This is a genomic window from Kitasatospora sp. NPDC023118 (assembly GCF_055560875.1).
Window position 1 is genome coordinate 257,422 of sequence record NZ_JBVHHW010000006.1, and the last position, 19,151, is coordinate 276,572.

The 19,151-nt window shown below is 74.4% G+C and carries 19 protein-coding genes; 12 read left to right on the forward strand and 7 right to left on the reverse strand.

Annotated elements, in window-relative coordinates:
- The first annotated feature begins 312 nt into the window (after positions 1–312).
- The 5 genes from ACZ3UD_RS10670 (at position 313) to ACZ3UD_RS10690 (ending at position 5,430) form a co-directional block, all read left to right on the forward strand.
- Complete coding sequence (locus ACZ3UD_RS10670) at positions 313–675, forward strand: hypothetical protein (protein WP_465585012.1); 363 nt, start codon at positions 313–315, stop codon at positions 673–675.
- 111 nt (positions 676–786) lie between these two features.
- A complete protein-coding gene (locus tag ACZ3UD_RS10675; RefSeq protein ID WP_465585014.1) occupies positions 787–1,989 on the forward strand; it encodes a trans-sulfuration enzyme family protein in 1,203 nt (400 codons plus the stop codon).
- A gap of 353 nt (positions 1,990–2,342) precedes the next feature.
- On the forward strand, positions 2,343–3,200 hold the full coding sequence (locus tag ACZ3UD_RS10680; protein ID WP_465585017.1) for an SDR family NAD(P)-dependent oxidoreductase: 858 nt from the start codon (positions 2,343–2,345) through the stop codon (positions 3,198–3,200).
- Positions 3,201–3,426: 226 nt separating this feature from the next.
- Positions 3,427–4,647 (forward strand): ROK family protein, encoded by a 1,221-nt coding sequence (locus ACZ3UD_RS10685; protein ID WP_465585020.1) that lies wholly within the window; start codon positions 3,427–3,429, stop codon positions 4,645–4,647.
- 273 nt (positions 4,648–4,920) lie between these two features.
- Positions 4,921–5,430, forward strand: a complete 510-nt coding sequence (locus tag ACZ3UD_RS10690) for a hypothetical protein (protein WP_465585023.1) — start codon at positions 4,921–4,923, stop codon at positions 5,428–5,430.
- A 24-nt stretch (positions 5,431–5,454) separates the two neighbouring features.
- On the opposite strand, the gene ACZ3UD_RS10695 is transcribed toward ACZ3UD_RS10690, so the two are convergent.
- The 5 genes from ACZ3UD_RS10695 to ACZ3UD_RS10715 all read right to left on the reverse strand — a co-directional run bounded on the left by ACZ3UD_RS10695 (position 5,455) and on the right by ACZ3UD_RS10715 (position 8,756).
- Positions 5,455–6,141 (reverse strand): thiaminase II/PqqC family protein, encoded by a 687-nt coding sequence (locus ACZ3UD_RS10695; RefSeq protein ID WP_465585026.1) that lies wholly within the window; start codon positions 6,139–6,141, stop codon positions 5,455–5,457.
- Positions 6,142–6,274: 133 nt separating this feature from the next.
- Entirely contained in the window at positions 6,275–6,673 is a 399-nt protein-coding gene (locus ACZ3UD_RS10700; protein WP_465585028.1) for a hypothetical protein, read from the reverse strand.
- 146 nt (positions 6,674–6,819) lie between these two features.
- The gene (locus tag ACZ3UD_RS10705; protein WP_465585030.1) at positions 6,820–7,383 is read right to left on the reverse strand and encodes a DUF6817 domain-containing protein; all 564 of its coding nucleotides are present in this window, start codon (positions 7,381–7,383) and stop codon (positions 6,820–6,822) included.
- Positions 7,384–7,451: 68 nt separating this feature from the next.
- Positions 7,452–8,324, reverse strand: coding sequence for a ketopantoate reductase family protein (locus tag ACZ3UD_RS10710; RefSeq protein ID WP_465585033.1), 873 nt, complete (start codon positions 8,322–8,324; stop codon positions 7,452–7,454).
- 36 nt (positions 8,325–8,360) lie between these two features.
- Entirely contained in the window at positions 8,361–8,756 is a 396-nt protein-coding gene (locus tag ACZ3UD_RS10715) for a hypothetical protein (protein ID WP_465585035.1), read from the reverse strand.
- A gap of 110 nt (positions 8,757–8,866) precedes the next feature.
- On the opposite strand from ACZ3UD_RS10715, the gene ACZ3UD_RS10720 reads away from it, so the two are divergent.
- A complete protein-coding gene (locus tag ACZ3UD_RS10720; protein WP_465585037.1) occupies positions 8,867–9,364 on the forward strand; it encodes a MarR family winged helix-turn-helix transcriptional regulator in 498 nt (165 codons plus the stop codon).
- The gene (locus tag ACZ3UD_RS10725; protein ID WP_465585040.1) at positions 9,361–10,815 is read left to right on the forward strand and encodes an MFS transporter; all 1,455 of its coding nucleotides are present in this window, start codon (positions 9,361–9,363) and stop codon (positions 10,813–10,815) included. Before ACZ3UD_RS10720 ends, ACZ3UD_RS10725 begins: the two co-directional genes overlap by 4 nt.
- Before the next feature lie 303 nt (positions 10,816–11,118).
- Here ACZ3UD_RS10725 and ACZ3UD_RS10730 read toward each other — a convergent pair whose 3' ends face one another.
- Positions 11,119–11,838: a TioE family transcriptional regulator gene (locus ACZ3UD_RS10730; protein WP_465585043.1), complete on the reverse strand. Its 720-nt coding sequence runs from the start codon at positions 11,836–11,838 to the stop codon at positions 11,119–11,121.
- A 92-nt stretch (positions 11,839–11,930) separates the two neighbouring features.
- Here ACZ3UD_RS10730 and ACZ3UD_RS10735 point away from each other — a divergent pair, with 92 nt between their 5' ends.
- A complete protein-coding gene (locus ACZ3UD_RS10735) occupies positions 11,931–13,076 on the forward strand; it encodes an erythromycin esterase family protein (protein WP_465585045.1) in 1,146 nt (381 codons plus the stop codon).
- A 7-nt stretch (positions 13,077–13,083) separates the two neighbouring features.
- Here the strand turns inward: ACZ3UD_RS10735 and ACZ3UD_RS10740 are convergent, their stop codons facing one another.
- Positions 13,084–14,028: a LysR family transcriptional regulator gene (locus ACZ3UD_RS10740; RefSeq protein ID WP_465585048.1), complete on the reverse strand. Its 945-nt coding sequence runs from the start codon at positions 14,026–14,028 to the stop codon at positions 13,084–13,086.
- 71 nt (positions 14,029–14,099) lie between these two features.
- Between ACZ3UD_RS10740 and ACZ3UD_RS10745 the strand changes: the two genes are divergently transcribed.
- The 4 genes from ACZ3UD_RS10745 to ACZ3UD_RS10760 all read left to right on the forward strand — a co-directional run bounded on the left by ACZ3UD_RS10745 (position 14,100) and on the right by ACZ3UD_RS10760 (position 19,104).
- Positions 14,100–14,753 carry a maleylpyruvate isomerase family mycothiol-dependent enzyme gene (locus tag ACZ3UD_RS10745; protein ID WP_465585051.1) on the forward strand — a complete coding sequence of 218 codons (654 nt, stop codon included), beginning with the start codon at positions 14,100–14,102 and terminating at the stop codon, positions 14,751–14,753.
- Between the two features lie 157 nt (positions 14,754–14,910).
- On the forward strand, positions 14,911–15,999 hold the full coding sequence (locus ACZ3UD_RS10750) for a PP2C family protein-serine/threonine phosphatase (protein ID WP_465585053.1): 1,089 nt from the start codon (positions 14,911–14,913) through the stop codon (positions 15,997–15,999).
- A gap of 411 nt (positions 16,000–16,410) precedes the next feature.
- Positions 16,411–17,715 (forward strand): MFS transporter, encoded by a 1,305-nt coding sequence (locus ACZ3UD_RS10755; protein WP_465585056.1) that lies wholly within the window; start codon positions 16,411–16,413, stop codon positions 17,713–17,715.
- A 129-nt stretch (positions 17,716–17,844) separates the two neighbouring features.
- Entirely contained in the window at positions 17,845–19,104 is a 1,260-nt protein-coding gene (locus ACZ3UD_RS10760; protein WP_465585059.1) for a non-ribosomal peptide synthetase, read from the forward strand.
- Positions 19,105–19,151 lie beyond the last annotated feature (47 nt).

Sequence of the window (19,151 nt, forward strand, 5' to 3'; positions counted from 1 at the left end):
CTTGTCCGGTACGGTTTTTCGGCCTGCGGCCCGACGTCCGCCGGGGCGGTGCGGTGAATTCTCGGCTTCGGGGGAACCCCTGCGACCCGACACGGCGTCATCCTCCACAGTTGCCACGGAACCCCCGTCGAAGCGGTGGAATTCGCGTGGCCCGGGGTCGGAGCCGATCCGGGCAGGCCCGTCGCTAAACTTTTACACCGCTGTAGAACTTCAGGGGAGCATACTAAGCGTAGATGAGAAAATCACTGGTCAGACCGTGAGAGCTGGTCGGCTGTGACTCATCCCGCTGCTCCGGACCGTACGAGGAGCACGATGACACACCGGATCGCACGTTCGATAGCCGGTGCCCTGGTGGCACTGCTGGCGGCCGTGGGCCTGAGCGCCGCGGCGTCGAGCGCGACGGCGGTGGCCGCACCCCGAACCGTCGCGGCGGGCGCCGCGTCCGTCGCGGGAGGACCGGTTTCCGCGGGCGCCGTCCAGGGCGTCCGGTCCGAGGCGGCCGCGCCCGCCTCCGCCGCCCACCTCGCGGCCAAGCAGGAGAAGAAGAAGTCGGGATTCTTCGCCAAGCTCGGCAAGTTCGTGCTGGTCGTGATCATCTTGATCATCCTGTTCGTCATCCTGCTGATCTGGGGCGTCATCCACCTGGTGAAGCGGATCTTCCGCCGCCGCCGGTGACCCGCTGAGCGCAAGTGGCCCGGTCCGGGCGACCGTTCCGGCGCCCGGGCCGGGCCACTCGGCCGTGATTGGCCCTGTCCCGGCCGGGCCGGAGCGGCCCAGGATGGCGGCATGAGCGACTTCCACCTGAACCCCGACGCGCTGCGCCCCGAGAGCCGGATCGTCCACCCGCCGCTCGCCGAGTCCGTCGGCAGCCGCCCGATGGGCATCCCGCTGCACCAGAGCCACCTGTTCGCCTTCGACACCAGCGACGAGCTCGTGCGGGCCTTCGCCGGACCGGGCGAGGCGTTCTTCTACAACCGCTTCGGCAACCCGACCGTCCGCTCGCTGGAGACGGCCGTCGCCGACCTCGAAGGCGGCGCCGCCGCCGTCGCCACCGCCTCCGGCATGGGCGCGATCAACACCGTGCTGCTCGCCCTGCTGCGCTCCGGTGACCACGTGGTCGCCCAGCGGAGCCTGTACGGCGGCACCTTCGCGATGCTGGCCGACCTCGCCCAGCGGTGGGGCGTCGAGGTGACCCACGTGGCGGGCGACGACCCGGGCGAGGTCGAGGCCGCCCTGCGGCCCGACACCCGGCTGCTGCATCTGGAGACGGTCTCCAACCCGACCACCCGGGTCACGGACCTGCCGGGGCTGATCGGAGTCGCCAAGCGGACGGGGGTGGTGAGTGTGGTGGACAACACCTTCGCGACCCCGCTGCTGTGCCGGCCGATCGAGCACGGCGCGGACGTGGTGATCCACTCGGCCACCAAGTACCTGGGTGGGCACTCGGACGTCCTGGTCGGGATCGCCGTCTTCGCCGACGCCGAACTGCACCGGAAGGTCTGGCAGTTCGCGACCGAACTCGGTGCCAGCGTCGACCCGTTCGCCGCCTGGCTGACCCTGCGCGGCCTGCAGACCCTCGCCCTGCGGGTCCGCCGTCACTGCGACACCGCCCTCGACCTGGCCACCCGGCTGGCCGCCCACCCGGCGGTCTCCGCCGTCCACTACCCGGGCCTGCCCACCCACCCCGATCACGACCTCGCCCGCCGCCTCCTCCCGGCCGGCCACGGCGGCGTCCTCGCCTTCGACCTGTCCGGCGGCCGGGAGGCGGCCCGCACCTTCACCGAGTCGGTGCGGCTGGCCTCCCTGGCGCCCTCCCTCGGCGGTGTCCACACCCTGGTGCTGCACCCGGCCAGCACCTCGCATCGGCAGCTCTCCGACGACGAGTTGGCGGCGGCGGGCATCGGAGCGGGGACGGTACGCGTCTCGGTGGGCATCGAACACCCGGAGGACCTGTGGGTGGACGTGGAACAGGCGCTGGCGAAGCTGTGAGGGGCGCCGGTCGACGGCCGCCGGTGCGGCGACCGCGCCGAGCAGGGTGTGGCCGAAGGGCAGCCGGGCCGTCTCGTACCAGTCGCCGCCGACGACGCTGGCGCTGCCGGAGGGGTCCGGCCTCGCGGGCGGGATCCCTCTGCTCGCTTGCCGTGCCGGAAGCGCGTAGGCCCATGATCACGTGCCGTGGCGCGGCACGCCCACAACGGGGTGAAACCTTGATTTTGGTCGGAGACGGTGTTGCAGCCGGGGCGGACCAGTTGCGTGCACGCACACGCACTTGTAGAGTGCGTGCACACGCACACAGTTGACCCGAATCCGGGCACTGCCCGGAAGCCAGAAGGAGAGACCGCATGGAAAGCACCCGGATCGTCCTGATCACCGGCACCTCCTCCGGGATCGGCCTCGCCGCCGCCGTGGCCGCCGCCCGCGCCGGGTGCCGGGTGGTCGCCACCATGCGCGACACCGGACGGGCCGGGAACCTGCTCCGCGCGGCGGAGGAGGCGGGCGTCGCCGGGCGGGTCGAGGTCGAGCGGCTGGACGTCACCGACCCGGCCTCCGTCGCCGACTGCCTGGCGACCGTCCTCGACCGGCACGGGCGGCTGGACGCGGTGGTCAACAACGCGGGCGCGGGCTTCGTCGGCACCGTGGAGCAGGACGGGCTCGCGCCGGTGCGCGCCGCCATGGAGGTCAACTACTTCGGCGTGGTCGAGGTGACCCGGGCCGCGATGCCGCACCTGCGGGCCAGCGGCGGCCGGGTGGTCACCGTGACCAGCGTCGGCGGCGTGGTCGGACAGCCCTTCAACGAGGCCTACTGCGCGGCCAAGTTCGCCGTCGAGGGCTTCATGGAGTCGCTGGCGCCCGTCGCGGCCACCGTCGGCGTCGCCGTCACCGTCGTCGAACCGGGCGCGGTGGCCAGCGAGTTCATCGGCAACCAGGACCTCGACGTGCCCGCGCTGATCGCCGCCGCCGGCCCGTACGGCCCGGCCCTGCGGGCGTACGTCGACCGGACGCTGAAGGCCTTCGGCGGCGCCCAGACCCCCGAGGAGGCGGCCGCGCCGATCGTCGCCGCGCTCACCGCGGAGCGGCCGCCGTTCCGGGTGCAGACCTCCGAGGCGGCCCGGGCCTTCGTGGGCGCCAAGCTGGCGGACGCGGACGGCTCGGCGGTGCAGGCGATGACGGGCGGCTGGTTGGCGGCCCACGGCGCCTGACATTGCCTGACGCCGCGTCGGCGCGAGGGCGGGTCCGCGCGGTGGTCGCCGGATGATCACCGGTCATACTTGGGCGGCGGCGTCCGGCACCCGGACGCTGCGGGTCGTGCCAGGCCCGCCCGACCGACGCCGGTTGCGCCGGGCTGCCAGCACCAGGCCGCCCGCACCGGACCCTCGGCGCCTGGCCGCCCGCACCGGACCGTCAGCAGCAGACCGGAGGAACCGGATGAGCCCCCACCAGCCGACCAGTCGCCCGGCGGCCGGGGCACCCGGGGTGCCGTGGAACCGGCAGCGGCAGCGCAGCAACAACGAGTGGCTGCTGCTGGAGCTGCTGCGCACCGGCGGCGGCTCCTCGCGCGCCCAACTCGCCCGGGACACCGGGCTGTCCAAGCCCACCGTCTCGGCCGCGCTGGCCGAGCTGGAGGAGGCCGGGCTGGTCCGCGAGGCCGGGCTGCTGGCCCCCGAGCGGGGCCGCACCGCCGTGCTGTACGAGGTCGACCCGACGGCCGGTCACGTGCTCGGGGTGGACGTCGGCCGGGCCCGGCTGCGGGTGGCCGTCGCGGACCTCGCCGGTACCGTCGTCGCCCGGCGGGACGTGGCCAACCGCGGTCGGAGCGCCGACGCCGTCGCGGACGCGGTGGTCGCCGCCGCGTGGGAGGCGACCACCGAGGCGGGGCTGTCCGCCTCGGACATCGTGCACGCGGTGATCGGCACCCCGGGCGTGTGGGACGAGGAGCGGCGCGACGTCCGTTACGCCTCCAGCCTGCCCGGCTGGGGCCGGCCGGGGCTGTTCGACCGGATCGGGGAGGGCCTGGGCACGGCCGTCACGGTGGCCAACGACGCCAACCTCGCCGCGCTCGGCGAATACACCCTCGGCGCCGGGCGCGGCAGCCGGATGTTCGCCTACCTGCTTGTCGGCACCGGGCTCGGGGTCGGCGTGGTCAAGGACGGCGAACTGCTGCTCGGCGCGCACGGCGCGCTGGGCGAGATCGGTTTGGTGCCGCTGCCCGCCCGCCCGGGCGAGCCGGCCGCGACCATCGAGCAGGAGGCCGCGGCCGACGCCGTGGTGCGCGCCGCCCGGGACTTCGGGCTGACCGGTCAGGGCGGGAAGCGGCTGACCGCCAAGCAGGTCTTCGAGCGGGCCCGGGCGGGCGAGGGCGCGGCGGTCCGCGCGGTGGAGCGGGAGGCGGAGCGGCTCGCCTACGCCGTCGCCGTGCTGTCCGCGATCCTGGACCCGGACCTGGTGGTGCTCGGCGGCGGCATCGGCAGCAGTGCGGACCTCCTCCTGGAGCCGCTGGAGCAGGCCCTGCACAAGCTCGCCCCGATGCGTCCGACGCTCACACCGAGCCTCCTGGGGGAGGAGGCGGTGCTCCTCGGCGCGGTCTCCACGGCGCTGGAGACCGCCCGCCCCGAGGTGTTCGAGCGCCGGACGGCGGGGCTGCGCTGACGACCGGTGGGCTCTCTCGTCAGCCGGCGGCCACGGTCAGGCCGTAGGTGCTGAGGATCGGGTTGACCGGCTGGAAGTAGGTCTCACCGCCCGAGGTGCAGCCGGCGGAGCCGCCCGAGGTCACGCCCTGGGCCTGGTCGCGCTCGGGGGTGATTGCGCTCGGTAGTCGGAATGTCTCGATCTGCCAACGAGTGGGGAAACCGTGCGTGCGGCGTGTCCGGGGTCTGCTTGAATCGCACGCCTCATCCAAACGGAACGGAGCGTTCTCCTCCCATGCCTTCACGGATACCCGGCCGTCGCCGGGCGGCCGGCCTGGCCGGATTCGCCGGACTCGTCCTCACCGTCGGTCTGACGCTGACCGGTTGCGACCCTTCGGCGGCCGACGGCGGGGCCAAGGCCTCGTCCGCGCCGAGCGTCGCGGCCACGCCGACCTCGGCCGCGGCCGCGGCTCCGGCGCCGCCGGCGGCCACCACCCCGGCCGCACCCGACCCTGCGCCCACCTCGACCGTCGCCCCGCCCGCGGCCCCGCCCACCCATCCACAGTCGGCTCCGCCCAAGGCGCCGCAGCCGAAGGTGACCACCGCGCAGCCGCCGACCGACCCGGAGCCGCAGCACACCGCGGCGGCGGGCGGTGCACAGTGCGAGCTCCGCTCCAACGCGGGCAACTGCTACGCGGCCGGGCAGTTCTGCCGCAACGACGACCTGGGCAAGAGCACCCACGACGCCGGCGGGCGGGTGATCTCCTGCCGGATGGTCAGCGGCAAGCCGCACTGGCAGGCGTGAGCCGACGGCTGTCTTCTACGGGCCCTACCGGCTGAGGGTGTCCCAGAACAGGTGCTCGTAGGCCTGGAGCAGCAGACCGTACTCCCGGGCGGTGGCCAGGGCCCGCCCGTCCAGCGGGTCGGGCCCGAGGGCGTCGGCGGCCTGCTGCTCCAGTTCGGCCGCGGGCTGGGCGAAGAAGTCGAAGAACGCGCAGGCGTCGTCCGAGAACCCGTAGCGGTGGCGAAGGGCGTGGGCGACGGTGGCGCAGTAGCCGCCCCAGGCCGCGAAATTGGCCACCAGGGCGGCGGCCGCGGCGGCCGGGAGGCTGTTCAGGGCGAGCCAGGCGAGGTAGCCGGGGTAGGCCTGGCAGCCGGGCAGCGGCGGACGGGCCGCCACCGCCTGCCGGTCGAGGCCGCAGGCGGCGGCCAGGGCGGGCAGGGTCCGCAGCGCGGTGCTCTCGCCCTCCGCCAGGGTGGCGAACCACGCCCCGAGCGGCCGGTCGGCGCAACGGGTGGCGAGCAGTAGCAGGCTGCGCCGGTCGGAGGCGATGATCCGGTGCTGCTGGGCGGCGAGTTCGCCCACCGCCGTGAGTGGGGCGGTGCCCTCGGTGAGCGCCGCGACCAACGCGGGGGTGGTGTCGCCGGGGGCCAGATCGGCGCGCAGCTGCTCTATCTGGTCGAGGATCGGGTGGTTCACCGGTGCCTCCGGGGTGCGGTTCGGTCCGGTGCCCATTCCTACCGCCTGGCGCCGCCCGGGCGGCGGCGACAGGCCGGGAGCGTCGGACGGCCGGCGTTCCCGGGCTCGTTGGGCGTGGTGGTCGGGCTCCGGCGCGCGGGCTGGGCCGGCTGCGCGACGGAGGCCGTGGTCAGGCGCCGGCGCAGGCCTTGGTCAGGTCGCCGGCGGCGTCGCCGATCGGCCCGAAGTCGGGCTGCCTGCCCTTGGAGACGGCGTCTTCGGCATCGCTGGCGGCCTTGGACAGCTTGTCGGCGGCCGCGTCGACCTTGCCGCCGCCGTCGTGCCGGATCCTCTGGGCATCGTCGGCGATCTTCTTGAGGGCCGTGACGGTGTGCTTGCGCCGACTGTCGTCGGTGATCTGGCCGACGTTGAGGGCCGAGTCGGTGAGGTCCTGGACATCGCCGGTGAGGCTGATCGCCCGCTTTCCGCAGTCGAGTGCCTGGTCGGCGTTGTTGCACGCGGTGAACAAGGGGGCCGCCGCGAGCAGTGCGACTGCGGCGACGGCGAGGCGGTACGGCTTCAGTGTCATGTCTGTATCCCTCCCGTTCTCAAGAACGCCCGGCCGCCGTGGGGCGGTTCCGGAAGGGGCGGGTGAACGGTCGGCGATGTCTGAGGCGATGAAGGATGGTGATGATCCGTCGGTTCGCTGGTTTGCCCGCCGGTCTACGGGTCGACCTACGGTCCGAGCTGCGCCGCGCAGGCCTGCCAGGCGGCGGTCGGCAGCAAGTCCCGTACACCAGCGAAGAGTTGGTACAGGCTCGGTCCGTAACGGTCGGCCAGTTCGGCGTTGTGGGCGAGTACGTCGAGCTCGTTGGCGACCGTGATGGCCAGGAAGGCGCGCAGGTCCTCCTCCGGCGGGATGTGGTCGTCCCCGCTGAACCGGTCGTGGAACAGCGGCCGTTCGTCCCGCCCCAGACGCGGGTAGACGGCGGCTCGGCCGCAGCTCGCGTACAGGTAGACGAGCGCCTCGGCGCGGTGGCCGACGAGTTCGACTAGGGTGTCCCGCTCGTCCAGCCCGAGCAGGGCGCCGTCGAACCCGTCGGTCCCGTACGCGGCGTGGCAGAGCCCGGCGGCCTGGACGGCGGAGTCGGTGCCCCACTCCGCCAACCGGGCCGCCACCCGGGCCAGGTGCTCCAGCAGGGTGCCGCCCGGATGCGGGATCCGGTCGGCCTCGTGGGCGCGGAGGAAGTCCTCGATGTGGCTCCACGCGGGAGCGCTGCGGTGGTCGGCTGACGTCACCTGAGGAGTTCTACTCGTGGAGTCAGCCGTCCCGCAACCGGAATCGCCGGGTCTGCCGGGCGACTTCGTCAGGACAGTTCGCGAACCAGCCGGGCGATGGTCGGGGTGTCGACGCCGTGCGCCTCGGCGGCCCGCAGCACGGCGCCGCCGATCGCGTCCAGCTCGGTCGGGCGGCCGGCCTCCACGTCGCGCTGCATCGAGGACTTCATCGTCGCGGGGATGCGGTCGAAGGCGGCGAGCAGCGCCCGCGGGTCGGCCGGTGCGCCGACCGCCTTGGTGACGGCGGTGATCTCGTCCAGCACGGCGAGGAGTTCGGCCCGGTGCTCGGTGCGCACGACGCCGATCCCGTCGGCGTGCCGGGTGGTCAGCAGGGCGAAGGGGGCGAGGAAGGAGAGCTTGCTCCAGAGCATCGCCGTCTCGTCCTCGCGCAGGGTGACGTCCAGACCGGCGTGCCGCAGTTGCTCGGCGAACTCCTCGACCGGGGCGGCGAGTTCGACAGTGGCGAACGGGCTGGTGTGCTCGATCCGGCCGGGTGCCGTACGGGTGGCCTCGACCCGGATCGTGCCGGCCACGACCCGCGCGGCGGGGAAGCGCTCGCGCAGCAGCGCCATGTGGTCGAGGCCGTTGAGCAGCGGGACGACGATCGCGCCGCCGACGGCCTGCGGCAGGAGCCGGTCGAGCGCGGCGGCCAGCGCCGTCTCCTTCACCGTCACGAAGACGGCGTCGACCGGCTCGCGCAGCTCGGTCGCGGCCTCGACCCGGGCGGTGAACTCGCCGAACGCGCCGCTGTCGACGCGCAGTCCGTCCCGGTTGAGGACGGCGGCGGTCTCCTCGCCGGCCAGGCAGACGACCCGGTGGCCGTCGCGCGCCAGCAGGCCGCCGATCAGGCCGCCGACGCCGCCCGGTCCGAGGACGGCGACGGTGAGGGGGGTGGTGGGCATGGTGACTCCTTTGAGTGAGAAGGGGGTTGGGGGCGGTTACCCGATGTCCCAGAAGAAGCGGCCTTCCGAACCGTCCGGGCTGAGGAAGCCGAAGCCGTCGTCGTAACCGAAGTCGAGGACGTACGGATCGCCCTCGTCCCGGGCGTCCGAGTGGGCGAAGAGGTACCGCCAGGGTGCGTCGACTAAGGCCTTGCCGCTCGGGAAGGACGGGAGGCCGCCGAGGTGGTCGTGGACGTGGCCGCCGCCGGGGAACGGGACTTCGGGGCCCTCGCCGCGCGGGTACCGCGGGAAGGCGGCCCGTCCGTCCGTCGACCGGTCCAGCTCGGCCCGTTGACGATCTCCGGGTCGAGCGCGGTGCCGCCGCTCGACCATCCCGTCCCGAAGGATCACCGGGTCCTCGGCGAGGACGGCGCGGAGCTGCTTGTCGATCACGAGGCCATTGTCGCGGGCCGCGACGGTCGTTGAGCGCACGGGAGCCGGGCGCCGGCGAAAAATGTACAGCTAGACTGGACAGTCCAGACTGATGAAATTACCGTGGAGTCGTGACCGAGAAGCGAACCGCCCCAGCCGCCCTCGAAGCCCCAGCAGAGCCGGCCGATCCCGCCGGCCCGGCTGACTCCGCCGCACTTGCGGCCCGGGAGCTGCGCGCCGTCTTCAGCCGCCTGCGCCGGACCCTCCAGGAGAAGATCCAGGGCGCCAGCGATCTCACCCCCTCCCAGACCGCCGTCCTCAGTCGGTTGATCGGCGACGGCCCGGCCTCCGCCAGCGTGCTGGCCGCCGCGGAGCGGGTCCGCCCGCAGTCCATGGCCGCCACCCTCGCCGCGTTGGAGGAACACGGCCTGGTCGGGCGCCGGCCCGACCCCGAGGACGGGCGCCGCCAGCTGGTCAGCCTCACCGAGGCGGGGCTCGCGTGGATCGCGGACAGCCGCCGGGCGCGCGAGGAGTGGCTGGCCCGCGCCCTGAAGGAGGAGTTCACCGAGGCCGAGCGCGCCACCGTGCTGGCGGCGCTGCCGTTGATCGATCGGCTGAACCGGCGATGAGCGGCCCGTCGACCCTGCTGGCCCGACTCCGCGTCCGCCGCCAGTCGCCGAGCGGTCAACGGTCCGGGCGCCCCGATGAACAGCCCACCCACAGCGGCGAGTTCAACCGCCGACTGCTCGCCCCGATGGTGCTCGGCTCGGTGCTCAACCCGATCAACTCCTCGATGATCGCGGTGGCCCTGGTCCCCGTCGGCACCGCCTTCGGCGCGCCGCCCGCCGAGACCGCCTGGCTGGTCACCGCGCTCTACCTCGCCACCGCCGTCGGCCAGCCGGTGATCGGGCGGTTGGTGGACGACTACGGACCGCGCCGGCTCTACCTGGCCGGAACGGCTCTGGTCGGCCTCGCCGGACTGCTCGGTGCGCTGGCGCCCTCGCTCGGGCTGCTGGTCGTCGCCCGGGTGCTGCTCGGCCTCGGCACCTCCGCCGCGTACCCCGCCGCGATACACCTCACGCGCAGCGAAGCCGAGCGGACCGGGCAGAGCAGCCCCACCGGCGTGCTGACCGCGCTCGCCGTCGCCGGCCAGACCGTCGCCGTGGTCGGACCGACCCTCGGCGGCCTGCTGATCGGGCTCGGCGGCTGGCGGACGGTCTTCGCCGTCAACGTCCCGCTGTCGCTGACCTGCCTGGCCCTCGGGCTCTCCCGCCTGCCCGCCACCCCGCCGCGCCGGAACCGGGAGGACCGGCTCGACCACGCCGGGATCGCACTGTTCGCCGTCCTCCTGCTGACGCTGATGCTGTTCGTGATGAAGCCCGGCACCGCGCTCTGGTACCTGCCGGTGCTCACCGTCCTGGCCGCCGTCGGCTTCGCCGTGCGCGAGACGCGGACCGGCGACCCCTTCATCGACCTGCGGGCGCTCGCCCGCAACCGTCCGTTGATCGCCACCTATTCGCGCCAGGTCCTCGGCAACACGGGCACCTACGCCTTCCTCTACGGCTACACCCAGTGGCTGGAGGAGGGGCGCGGCCTGGGTGCGGCCTCCGCCGGGCTGGTCCTGCTGCCGCTCTCGCTCACCGGCCTCGCGGTCTCCGTCATCACCGGCCGCAGTGCGGCCGTACGCGGCAAGCTGGTGGTCGGATCGGTCTTCCAAATGGCCGCCAGCGCCGCCCTGTTGCTGCTGGGCTCGACCAGTGCGGTCACCGTGCTCATCGCCGTCGGCCTGCTGGCGGGAGTCCCGCAGGGGCTGATCGGGCTCGGCAACCAGACCGCTCTGTACCACCAGGCCGACCCGGCCGCCATCGCCTCCGCGGCCGGGCTGCTGCGCACCTTCATGTACCTCGGCGCGATGGCCGCCTCGGCGGCGAACGCGGCATTCTTCCCGCACGGCGCCACCACGGGTGGGTTGCACCACCTCGCGCTGTTCATGCTCGGCGGTGCGACCCTGCTCTTCCTCGCCGTCCTCCCTGACCGCTCGCTCGGCCGGATGGGAACCGTCGTCGTGAAAGCGAACTGACGGATCGTCAGTGCATGGCGAGCCGCTGCCCGCGCCAGGCGTGGACGCCGGAGCCGACCTCGACCACCTCGGACGCGAAGGCGTCCCGGATCAGCTTGAGCAGGGCCCGCTGTTCCTCCACCCAGCCGGGTGCCAGGGAGAGGGCGACCCGGAGGGTGGGTGCCCGACTCCTCGGCGTCGGAGACGCTCACCCGGACCCCGCCCGGGCGGGCGGCTGCCGGGGCGGGAGCCGGCGGATCGTCCTCGGGGACGGTGAGGCCGAGGTGATCGGGCTGGTCGCGGACGGCCCCGAACCCGTACTGATCACCCACCGGTCCCGAGGGCGAGGTAGGCGTCGAGCCGGGTGGCCGCGGTGAGCATCGTGCGGCCCCGGGTGGTGAGGCGGTGGTGCCAGGCGTCGAGGGCCTCGGCCAGGGTGTCCGTACCGCCCGCCGTGCGGATCTGTCGGACCACGGTGGCGATGTGGGCCAGGGGGTAGCCGCCGCGGCGCAGCAGGTGGGCGAGTTCGGCGTCGCGGACGTCGTCGGGGCGGTAGCGGCGGTGGCCGGTGGCGCGGTCGCGGGGCGGGGTGAGGATGCCGGCGGCCTCCCAGGTGCGCAGGGTGGCGGGGGTGAGGCCGAGGCGGTGGGCGAGGTCGCCGATGCTGAGCGGGCCGGGGATGCGGAGGAGGCGCTCGGTGGGTTCGGCGGGGGTGGCCGGTCCGGCTGTGAGGTGGTCGACGGCCTCGCGGACGGCGGCGAGGGTCTCCCGGTCGCGCAGCAGCTGGGCGTGGCCGCGGTCGATGGCGGTCAGTGCCTGGTCGAGGCGGTCGGCGTGGACGGCGGTCATGATCCGGCCGCCGGTGGCGTGACCGTACCCGGAGACCAGGGCGAGGTAGGCACGCAGGGCGGCGGCGTGCCGTTCGGTGTAGATCCGGTAGCCGCTGGGGGTGCGGTCGGCGGGCGGGAGGAAACCGTCGCGCTCGTAGTTGCGTACGGCCTGGGTCGAGAGGCCGTGCTCGCGCGCGAGGTCGGCGGGGCGCATGGCGTTGGACTCCCTTTGAGACTTGTCCCGGTGGTTGAGCGAGTCTGCTGCTGAAAGTCTCAACCGAGCTTTCAAGGATACGCTTGAGGTCCATGAGTCAGGACATCCGAGACTTCCTCACCCCCTCCTGCGAACTCCTGGCGCTCGGCGAGCCGACGCACCAGGAGCCGGCCTTCGGCCGGGTCCGCAACCAACTCTTCGCCCAACTGGTCGAGCGGGGCTACCGTTCGATCGCACTGGAGACGGACCGGGTGGCCGCGCTCGCCGCGGACGACTACGTCCGGGGCGGCGCTGGCACCCTCGAAACGGTGCTGGCCGAAGGTTTCACCCACGGCTTCGGCGCTCAGCCCGGCAACCGCCAACTCATCGCCTGGATGCGCGAGTTCAACCGCGATCGGGAGGCCGGGGAGCGCCTGGCCTTCCACGGCTTCGACATCCCGACCGAGAACACCATGGCCCCCAGCCCGCGCGGCTACCTCGAACACGTCCGGGACTACCTCCGACTCGACCTCGACATCGCCGCGTTGACGGGCGGGGACGAGTGCTGGAGCAGCGAGCAGGCGGTGCTGGACGCGGCGAGCTCGCCCGGCGCCACGCCCGAGGCCACGACGCTGCGCCGCATCGCCGACGACCTGATGACCCAACTGTATCTACGGGCACCAGAATTGATCGAATCGAGCTCGCGTGCCGAGTGGTTCCGGGCCGGGACGCACCTGCGGGCCGGGCTCGGACTGCTGCGCTACCACGCGCAGGCGGCGGTCCAGGGCCTCGGGTTGAGCGAGCGGGTGTCCGGGCTGCTCGGACTGCGGGACGCCCTGATGGCGCAGAACCTGCTGGACATCCGGGCCGTCGAGGCCGAGCGCGGCCCGACCCTGGTGTTCGCCCACAACCTGCACCTCCAGCAGGCTCCGAGCACCTGGGCCGGTGGCGAGCTGGACTGCCGCTGGAACGGCGCGGGCCGGATCGTCGGCCCGCTGCTGGGCGCGCGGTACGTCTTCGTGGCCGGGAGCCTCGGGCGAAGCGAGGCGCTGGGGCTCGGTGAGCCGGCCCCGGGGACGTACGAGGCCCTGCTGCAGCGGCCGGACACCGCCTGGGAGTTGGTGGCGACGCCGACGCCCGGTGAAGCCCGTGCCCGGACGGACACGACCCCGCAGCAGGGCTACTTCTTCGACCGGGCCGGCTTCGACGGGGCGGCCGCGGTGCTGCACATCGGCGACGGCGCGGCGGCCGCCGCGTAGGCGCCGGTCAGGGGCCCGGGTAGGTGGCGCGCAGGTGGTCCAGCAGGGCGGCGGTCGGCGGTGCCGGCCGCCGCCCGGTGGGCCAGGCCAGGGTGATCCGTACGCGCGGGACGGGGTCGGCCAGCCGCCGGATCCGCAGACCGGGGGCAGGCCCCGGGTCCGGCAGCACCGCCACGCCCAGGCCGTGTGCGGCGAGTTCGGCCAACTGGGGTGGGGCGGCGGCCTCCACGGCCACGGTCGCGCTCACGCCCGCGTCGGCGAGGGCGCGCTCCAGGGCCGTCCGCAGACCGGTGCCACGCGGCGTGCCCACCAGATCGTGCCCGGCGAGCGCGGCGACGGGCAGCGGACCGTCGGGGGCGGCCGTCAGCGGATGGTCCTCGGGGCAGACCGCGACCAGCGGGACCTCCAGCACGGTGTGCAGGGCGAGCCCGGCGAGCGCCGTCCAGCCGTCGTCGCCCTCGCGCCCCCTTTCGGCGGTGGGCAGGCCGATCACGGCGAGGTCCAGCCGTCCTTCGCGCAGGGCGGCCAGCATCCGTGCGGTGGTGTCCTCGGCGAGCGAGAAGTCGATGCCGGGGTGCTCCTGGCGGAAGGCGGCGAGCGTGGTGGCGAGCCCGGGGAAGGTGCCCAGGGCGGGCGGTGGGGTGAGCGCCGCCCCGGCGACCATGCCGAGCCGGACGTGCCCGCGCCGCAGCCCGCCGAACTCCTGCGCGGTCTGCCGGGCCGCCGCGGCGGCGGCGAGGGCGGCCTGGGCGTGCGGCAGCACCGCCTCGCCGACCCGGGTCAGTCGGACGGTGCGGCTCGATCGATCGAGCAACGGGTGACCCAACTCCCGTTCCAGCTGCCGGATCTGGGCGCTCACTCCGGGCTGGCTCAGGTGCAGCAGCGCGGCCGCCCGGGTGAAGCTGCCGTGCTGGGCGACGGTGACGAAGTACTGGAGCTGCCGGAGTTCCATAACTGTTGATCATAGGTGGCAGAACCGCCTGGTCTTGGACGTGCGGACGGTCCCGGCCGCAGGCTGGGGACATGGAGAGCGTGCGGCAGGAACAGGGTGTGGAGTGGATCCGCGAGCAGATCGCGGCGGAGCGTCGGGAACTCGCCGAGGTGTTCGCCGGCTTCACGGCGGAGCAGTGGGAATCGCCGTCGCTGTGCGAGGGTTGGCGGGTGCGCGAGGTGGCCGCCCACCAGAGCACCGGCTTCCGGCACTCGACGGCCCGGACGGTCTGGGAGCTCGCCCGCTCCGGCGGCAGCATCCACCGGATGGCCGACCGCGTCGCCCGCCGCGACGCCGCCACCCTCACCGACCGTGAACTGTCCGCCGCCATGGCCGACCACGCCGACCACCCCTGGCGGCCCCCGGTCGGCGGCCGGATCGCGGCCCTCGCCCACGACGCGGTCCACGGCCTCGACATCACCGTGGCCCTCGGGCTGGCGCCGCGGCTCCCGCTGCCCCGTGCCGCCGCCCTGCTGGGCGCTGTCTCGGTGCGTAGCGTGCGCTTCTTCGGCGCCCGGCTGGACGGAGTGCGGCTACGGGCGACGGATGTGGAGTGGTCCTACGGGCAGGGGCGGTCGGTGGTGGAGGGCCGGGCGGAGCACCTGCTGCTGGTGGCGTACGGGCGGCGGGTGCCGCGCGGGCTGCTGGCGGGGGAGGGGGCGGAGCGGTTCGCGTGGGGCGGGTAGGGGGTGTCGGCCGCCGGCGGCGGCCCGTCGCGCGAGTTCCGCCAGCCCCTCACGGCGCGGACCCCTCCCGCCGCCGGACCTGCGCCCCGGCACACCCGTGCCTACGATCGGAAAGCACCCCTTCCGAGTGCAGGGCGAGACGGAAGCCAGGTCGCCGATGGCCCAGAGGTCCGTGCAGTGGCCGCCGTACGTGCGGGTCGCGCCGTGGTTGCTGATCGTCGGCGGGCTGGTGTGGAACTCGCTGGATCAGGCCGACTACTGGGGAGATCCACTGCTGGCGGCCGCCGCCGTGCTGTCCGGGGCGCTGCTGGCGCTGCGGCACACGGTGGCGGTCGGGGTGGCGAACGTGGCGGGCATCGTGGTGCTGTCGGCGCTGGGCGGCTCGATCGGGACCCAGGACGGCTACCTGGAGGTGGTGAACACGGCGTTCGCGGCGCTGCTCGGGGTCGGGGTGAACCGGGTGGTGGCGCGGCACGGGCGGCGGCTGGCGCGGGTGCGGTCGGTGGCGGAGGCGGCGCAGCGGGCGGTGCTGCCGGAGCCGCCGGGGCGGGTGGGGGAGCTGGAGGTCGCGGCCTGTTACCGGGCCGCCCAGGACGAGGCGCTGATCGGCGGGGACGCGTACGCGCTGCAGGTCACTCCGTACGGGGTGCGGGTGCTGATCGGCGATGTGCGGGGCAAGGGGCTGCACGCGGTGGGCGCGGTGTCGGTGCTGCTGGGCGCGTTCCGAGAGGAAGCGCACCGCGCGCCGGACCTCGCCGCGCTCGCGGACGCGCTGGAGCGCTCGTTGACCAGGGAGAGCGCCCGGCTGAGCGAGGAACTGCGGCTGGAGGGGTTCATCACGGCGCTGCTGGTGGAGTTCCCGCCGGGGGAGGGGACCGCGCGCACGCTGGACTGCGGACACCCCGGGCCGTACCTGCTGGGCGGTGATCCCCCGGTGCGCCGGTGGGACGCGGCCGACCCGGGGCTGCCGCTCGGGATGGGCGCGCTGGGGGTGGAACGGCCGGAGCCGGAGACCCGGCCGTTCCCGCCGGGGTGCACGCTGCTGCTGGTGACCGACGGGGTGACCGAGGCGCGGAACGCGGCCGGGGAGTTCTACGACGCGGTGCTCGGGCTGGCCCCGCTCGGCCCGTTCGCGGGCCCCCGGGAGGCGCTGGACGCGCTGGTGGCGGACGTGGCGCGGTGGACCGGCGGGCCGCGCGACGACGACATGGCGGTGCTCGCGGTGACCCGCCGTGGAGCCGGCTAGAGCGCCGGGCGGAGCGCAGGCGAGAGCACGGGGAGGAGCGGTCGGCCGGCCCTGTGGTCCATGGTTCGGCCCGGTCACGCCTATATCACGGAGAGGTTGCGGACGGTAAGCGTTCTACGGAATCCGGCCAAGTTGACTGAGGTGGTCCGGTGGCCGGAAAGAGGGTGTCCGGATATCGGACGGTGATCTGGACCGCTGGGCTCGCAGGCGGCCCGGATCCCCCGTCGGGCCGCGCTGCCTTGGTCGACGGGTGGGTGCGGCGTCGCGGCGGATCGGCGCCGGGGCATAAGGGGTCGTAAGGGAGGCACAAGGGCCGGTCGCGACAGTGGCGGGATCCGGCCGATTCGCGGTTCGTCCGGAAACGGTTCCGGCGGTTGCCGCGTATCGAAGAGGTGACCGAGAGTCGCATCAATGAACGAGACGCTTCGCCCACGCCGAGCCCGCCTGCTCGGGCACCGTGACTTCCGGCTGCTGTTGACCGGAGCCGCCGTGGCCCAGACGGGCAGTCAGGTCACCCTGGTCGCCCTGCCGTTGGTGGCGGTGGTGGCGCTCGACGCCACACCGTTCGAGGTCGGCCTGCTGACCGCCGCCGAGACCGCGGCGTTCCTGCTGGTCGGCCTGCCGGCCGGCGCCTGGCTGGACCGGATGCGCAAGCTCCCGGTGCTGATCCGCGCGGACGTGGTGCGCTGCATCGCTGTCGGCTCGATCCCGCCGGCGGCGGCCCTCGGCGTGTTGACCATGCCGCAGCTCTACCTGGTGGCGCTGGTCACCGGCGTGGCCACGGTCTTCTTCGACGTGGCCCACCAGTCCTTCCTGCCCGTCGTCCTGCCCCGCGAGCAACTGGTCGGCGGCAACGGGGCGTTGGAAACCGTACGGTCCTCGGCGCAGATCGCCGGGCCGGGCCTCGGCGGAGGGCTGGTCCAACTGCTCGGCGCGCCGCTCGCCATCGTGGCGGACGCCTGCGGCTACCTCGCCTCCGCCCTGCTGCTTGCCCGGATCCGGGTCGAGGAGGTGCGGCCCGAGCCCGAGCCCGGGCGCTCGCTGCGCGCCGAGGTCGCCGAGGGCGTGCGCTTCGTCCTCGGACACCCGCTGCTGCGGGCGATTGCCACCGCCACCGCCACCGCCAATCTGTTCGCCGCCGTACTGATGGCCGTGCAGACGGTGTTCTGGGTGCGGGTGCTCGACCTGCCGCCCGGCGCCATCGGCGCGCTGCTGTCGGCCTCCGCCGTCGGCGGGCTGGCGGGCGCGCTGTGCGCGGGGCGACTCGCCCGCTGGGTCGGGCAGGCCCGGCTGATCTGGCTGTCCACCCTGGTGAGCGCGCCGTTCGCGCTGCTGTGGCCGCTGTCCCAGGACGGCGCGGGGGTGTGGTTGTTCGGCCTCGCCTCGGGCGTGGTGCTGTTCGGTGCGGTGGCCTACAACGTCGCGCAGGTCAGCTTCCGGCAGAGCGTCTGCCCGCCCGAGCTGCTCGGGCGGATGAACGCCACCATGCGCTTCCTGGTCTGGGGCACCATGCCGCTCGGCGCCCTCGGCGGCGGACTCGTCGCCGACTGGTCCGGGCCGCGCACCGCCCTGTGGGTCTGTGCGGCGGGCTTCATGCTGGTGCCCTTGCCGCTGCTGCTCTCGCCGCTGCGGCGGATGCGCGACCTGCCCGCGGCGCGGACCCGGGACGAGACCCCGGCCGCCGAGCAGCCCGCCGCGAGCCCGACCACCCACTGACCCCATGACCCCCTGACTCCATGACCCCCTGACCCCGTGCCCCTCTGACCCCGTGCCCCTCTGGCCCCGTGCCCCTCTGACCGTGTGGCCCGAGCACCCGAGCCGAAACCGGAAACCGGAGACCGTTCCGTGCACGCCAGCATCACCGCCGCCTACCTCGCCCGGTACCGCTCCGCCGCCGCCGACTCCCCGGTGGAGCTGCTCCCGCTGACCGGCGCCCAGCGGCGGTTCCTGATCACCCGGCGACTCAACCCGCTGACCCGCTCCGACATCGTCCCGCTGTTCCTCGCCTACCCCCGCGGAACCCTCGACCTGGCCCGGCTGGGCCGCGCGGCCGCCGCGGTCGCCGTCCGCCACCCCGCGCTGTGCGGCGGCTTCACGACCGTCCGCGGCACGCCCGTGCTGCGGGCCGGCGGGCCTTCCGTCGAGGCCGCCCGGATCGACGTGGCCGGCCACGGCACCGCCGAGGCGGCACTGCGCGCGGCCCTGCTGGACTGGCCCCTCGACGGCCCCGCACTGCGCCTGCTGGTCGCCCAGGACCCGGACGGGGACGAGGAGTTGCTCGCCCTCGCGCTGGACCACGCGGCCTGCGACGAGCAGTCCCTCGGGACGCTCGTCGGCGAGCTCGCCGAGGCCTACCGGCGGGACGAGCCGCCCGCGCCCGGCCCGGACCGGCAGGCCCTGGCCGACTTCCGGAAGGCCGTCGAACTCCAGCTCGTCGCCGAGGAGGCCGCCGCCGGCCCGGCCGCCCAGGCCCACTGGGGACGCCGGCTCGGCGGCCTGACCGGGGCGGGCGGCGGCGCGGCCACGGCCACCGGCATGCTCACCGAACGGCTGCCCGCCGCCGAGGGCGCCGCTCGCAGCGCCGTCTTCCCCGCCCTGCTGGACGCCGTCGGCGCCGCCGCCCAGCGGCTGCACCGCGCGGACGGCCCGCTCGCCCTCGGCTACCCCTGGGGCGGCCGCCCGCCCGGCGCGCCCGCCGCGCTCGGCTGCTTCCTCAACACCCTGGTGCACGCCGTGCCGACGCAACCCGCCGCCGACCTGGAGGCGCTCTGCGACGCCTGGTGGGACGACCTCGACCACGCCGGCACCCCCTTCGACGAGGTGGTCCGCGCCGCCCGCGCCGTCGGCTCCCCCTGGTCGGGCGCGCTGGACGCGATGCTCACCCTGGAAGACCTGCGCCGCCGCCCGCCGCTGGAGCTCGACGGCGTCCCCGGCCGGGAGGTCCACCTCGCCGGGCGGCCGCTCGCGGCGCCGCTCGCCGTCGCCGCCGCGCACGGCGACGAGCTGCTGGTCCGCCTGGCCTGGGACAGCGAGCGCTTCCCGTCCGCCGACGCCGAGGCCGCCTTCGAGCAGCTGCTCACCGTCCTGCGCCAGCACCTCTCCTAGACCGACAGACCGCAAGACCGCAAGACCGCACAACCGCAAGGCCGCAC